The organism is Archangium sp., from assembly GCF_036389735.1.
Lineage (GTDB): Bacteria > Myxococcota > Myxococcia > Myxococcales > Myxococcaceae > Archangium.
Window position 1 is genome coordinate 1 of the sequence record NZ_DASVWK010000587.1, and the last position, 3,886, is coordinate 3,886.

Consider the following 3,886-nt stretch of genomic DNA (forward strand, 5'->3'; position numbering starts at 1 on the left):
GCCGCCAAGGGCAAGACGGGTGAGAACCTCCTGCAGCAGCTGGAGCTCCGCCTGGACAACGTGGTGTTCCGCATGGGCTTCGCGGACACCCGCGCCGAGGCTCGCCAGCTGGTGCGTCACGGTCACTTCACGGTGAACGGCAAGCGGGTCAACATCCCGTCGTTCGCGGTGAAGCCGGGCGCCTCCATCGAGGTGGCCGAGAAGAGCCGGAAGATCCTCCGCATCTCCGAGGCGCTGGAGACCGTGGATCGCCGTGGCGTGCCGCAGTGGATCGACCTGGACAAGAAGGGCTTCAAGGGCACGGTGCGCACCGCTCCGAACCGCGAGGACCTGACCATGCCGATCCAGGAGCAGCTGATCGTCGAGCTCTACTCGAAGTAATCGGCCCGGCTCGCCCACCCTCGGGCGAAGCGCTGGAGCTGTCGTACGCGCCCTGGCCTCACCGCCGGGGCGTCGTGCTTCTACCGGTCCCCCCACATGCAGCCTCGGGCCGGCTCGTTATTCAAGGAAACCCGCGTGCCCATCCTCCCGCTCCCTTGGCGGGTAAGTCGGTGGTGGCGCACGTCATGAGGAGCAGAAGGACATGGCTGACACGCTTATCGCGAAGAACTGGCGGGATCTCATCAAGCCCCGTCGGCTCGAGGTCGATCAGGACTCGCTGACCCCCACCTACGCCAAGTTCGTGGCGGAGCCGCTCGAGCGCGGCTTTGGCACCACGCTGGGCAACTCGCTGCGCCGGGTGCTGCTGTCGTCCCTCCAGGGCTCGGCCATCACCTCCGTGAAGATCGACGGGGTGGATCACGAGTTCACCACCATCCCCGAGGTGGTCGAGGACGTCACGGACGTCGTGCTGAACCTGAAGGAGGTCCTCCTCCGGATGCACACGAACGAGACCAAGACGCTCCGCATCGAGGCGGAGGGCCCCAAGGAGGTCAAGGCCGGTGACATCATCGCCGACCAGGACGTGGAGATCCTCAACCCGGGTCACCACATCTGCACCATCTCCGAGGGTGGCAAGGTGCGCATGGAGCTGACGTGCCGCCGCGGCCGTGGCTACGTCCCGGCCAACTCCAACAAGGTGGCGGGCGCGCCCATCGGGACCATCCCGATCGACTCGCTCTTCTCGCCCACCCGCAAGGTGAACTACCAGGTGACCAACGCCCGCGTCGGTCAGGTCACCGACTACGACAAGCTCACCCTCGAGGTGTGGACGGACGGCTCCGTCACCCCCCAGGATGCCGTCGCCTACGCGGCCAAGATCGTCAAGGAGCAGCTCACGGTGTTCGTCAACTTCGACGAGACCGAGGAGCCCGTGGCCGTCGAGGCCCCGAAGGAGGAGGCCAAGCTCAACGAGAACCTCTTCCGCTCCGTGGATGAGCTGGAGCTCTCCGTGCGCTCGGCCAACTGCCTCCAGCAGGCCAACATCAAGAGCATCGGTGACCTGGTGCAGCGCACCGAGGCCGAGATGCTCAAGACCAAGAACTTCGGCCGCAAGTCCTTGAAGGAGATCAAGGAGATCCTCGCGGAGATGGGCCTGTCGCTCGGCATGAAGCTGGAGAACTGGCCTCCGAAGACCCCCCCGCCTGCCCCGGCTCCGGGTGCTGGCGCGGCGGCGGCCGCGGCTGCCGCGGGTGTCCCGGCGGGCGCCCCCAAGGCCTGATAGAAGTCTTTTGTAATGGACCCCGTGAGGGGTCCATTCTTCCCACCCGGTACCTCGTACGGCCGGAGTGGTGGACCCGAGAGGGTCCGGAGTAGGCACCATGCGTCATAAGGTCGGACAGAGGAAGCTTCACCGCACCACGAGCCACCGGCTCGCGATGCTCCACAACATGGTCACCTCGCTGCTCGAGCACGAGGCCATCCGCACCACGCTGCCCAAGGCCAAGGAGGCCCGGGCGATCGCCGAGCGCATCATCACCCTCGGCAAGCGCGGTGGTCTGGCCAACGTGCGCCTCGCGGAGCGGACGGTTCGCAACCGCGCCATCCTCCAGAAGGTGTTCAGCGAGTACAAGACCCGCTACGCCACCCGCCCGGGCGGTTACACCCGCATCGTGCGCCTTGGCTTCCGCAAGGGTGACGGTGCCGAGATGGCCCTGCTGGAGCTGGTGGATCGTCCCGCCAAGGCCAAGACCGAGGACACGGAGGCTACCGCCCCCGAGACCACGGACAACAAGACGGAGTAGTCGGCCGTTGGCAGGGTAGTGCACGAGAGCGTCCTTCCTCCTGGGAAGGGCGCTCTCGCGCTTTCAGGGGCCGCTGCCCGAGACCGAGAGCTACTGCGCGTCCTCGGTGAGGTTCTGGCCGTCCTGGAGCAGCAGGGCGCGACCCTCCGAGGTGCGCATCTCGACGCCGCGGATGACGATGTCCGAGGGCGCCGCCTGGCCCGTGGCGCCCAGCAGTTGCTTGGGGCTGATGGTGACTTCCTTCGTCGGCATCACGCGGGCCACCGAGGCGCGCCACTCCGCGCCACGGTTGTCCGTGACGACGATGATGACGTCCTCCCAGGGATCCTCGCTCTTGTTCAGGATGGAGACCGAGGCCCGGCTGGGGATGGCCACGAGCTTCGCGCCGAAGTCTCCCGTCTGCTTCACCCCTCGCGCGCAGGTGATGCCGAAGGTGCTGGCGGACAGCAGGAGCCAGCCGCTCGCGATGAAGGCCTTGTACTTGAAGAAGCGGTCCTGCTCGCGGAACTCCTGGACCTTCTCCTTGACCACGGAGACCGCGTTCAGGGCCACGTTGGCGGACTCGGACTTCAGCCGCTCCTTGAGCGCCGCCGCCTGCTGCTGCTCCTTCGGCAGGGGCGCGGTGCGCGTGGCGCTCATCACTCGCACGTTCGTCTGCGACACGCGCGGCACGCTCGTCGACGACGGCGTTCCACGCGGCGGCTGCTGGGGCTGGTTGGCACCTTCACTCATCGGGGTTCCAGTCTAGAGGGCATGGGCCGCCGCTGGCTACTGGCCGCGAGGGCTCTTGAGCTGTTGCAGCACCCGAGAGGCCACCACGTTCTCCGGTTGCGCCTCCAGCACCTTGCGCAGCCACTTCTCCGCCTTCTCGCTCACCATCCGGCGCTCCTCGGGCTTCGAGGACTGCCTCGCCTGCTCGGCGAAGAGGATGCCGAGCCGCAGGCTGAACTCCAGGTTGTCTGGATCCCTGTCCACCACCCGCATCAGCTCACGTTCGGCGCCCGCCCAGTCGCCCTCCAACTGGTACACCAGCGCCAGCTTGCCCCTCGGCGCCACCTCGTCCGGTTGGAGCGAGGTGAGCACCCGGAAGGCCTCGCCCGCCGCCTTCAGGTCCTTGCGCTCCAGGTGGATGTCCCCCAGCCGGAACCAAGCCGTGTCCAGCAACGGGTTGAGTTCCACCGCCTTCTCCAGGTACGGCCGCGCCGCCTCTGGCCTCTGCCGCCCCAGGTACAGCTCGCCCAGGTAGAAGTGGTTCTTTCCGTCCTCGGGGGCCAGTTCGATCGCCCGCTTGAACTCCTCCACCGCCCGGCCCGCGTCGTCCAGCCGCTGCCACGACAGCCCTAGCAGCGCGTGCACCACCGCCAGGTCCGGATAGTCCCGGAGAATCTCCTCGAAGGCCACGATGGCCGGGTGCGGCGCGTCCATCTCGTGCAGGTAGCGCAGGCCCTCTTCCAGCTTGGGCTCCACCGCCTTGGGGAAGCGCGCGAAGGGGTCCGCGAGCTGATCCATCAGCGCCCGCGCCGTGGCCACCTCGGCGCGGCTCGGGCTCATCCGTACCAGGGCCCCCAGCGCCGCCACCGCCCCCGCCGAATCCCCCGTCCGATGCAGCGCCTTGGCCAACGGCAGGCGGATGCCCGCGCGCTCCGGCGCCAGCTCGGCCGCGCGCCGCAACGGACCCACCGCCGCCACATACTGCTCGGACT

Annotated in this window: 5 protein-coding genes; 3 read left to right on the forward strand and 2 right to left on the reverse strand. The window is 67.9% G+C overall.

What is annotated here, in order from left to right; all coding sequences use genetic code 11:
* The 3 genes from rpsD to rplQ form a co-directional block, all read left to right on the forward strand.
* A partial coding sequence (rpsD, locus tag VF794_RS20565) for a 30S ribosomal protein S4 (protein WP_331112962.1) occupies positions 1-381 on the forward strand: 381 nt, incomplete at its 5' end.
* 202 nt (positions 382-583) lie between these two features.
* On the forward strand, positions 584-1,660 hold the full coding sequence (locus VF794_RS20570) for a DNA-directed RNA polymerase subunit alpha (protein ID WP_331112964.1): 1,077 nt from the start codon (positions 584-586) through the stop codon (positions 1,658-1,660).
* 100 nt (positions 1,661-1,760) lie between these two features.
* Complete coding sequence (gene rplQ, locus VF794_RS20575) at positions 1,761-2,183, forward strand: 50S ribosomal protein L17 (RefSeq protein ID WP_331112966.1); 423 nt, start codon at positions 1,761-1,763, stop codon at positions 2,181-2,183.
* Between the two features lie 90 nt (positions 2,184-2,273).
* Here the strand turns inward: rplQ and VF794_RS20580 are convergent, their stop codons facing one another.
* Both VF794_RS20580 and VF794_RS20585 read right to left on the reverse strand, forming a co-directional pair.
* The gene (locus VF794_RS20580) at positions 2,274-2,915 is read right to left on the reverse strand and encodes a hypothetical protein (protein WP_331112968.1); all 642 of its coding nucleotides are present in this window, start codon (positions 2,913-2,915) and stop codon (positions 2,274-2,276) included.
* A 36-nt stretch (positions 2,916-2,951) separates the two neighbouring features.
* The coding region (locus tag VF794_RS20585) for a tetratricopeptide repeat protein (RefSeq protein ID WP_331112970.1) at positions 2,952-3,886 on the reverse strand (935 nt) is incomplete at its 5' end.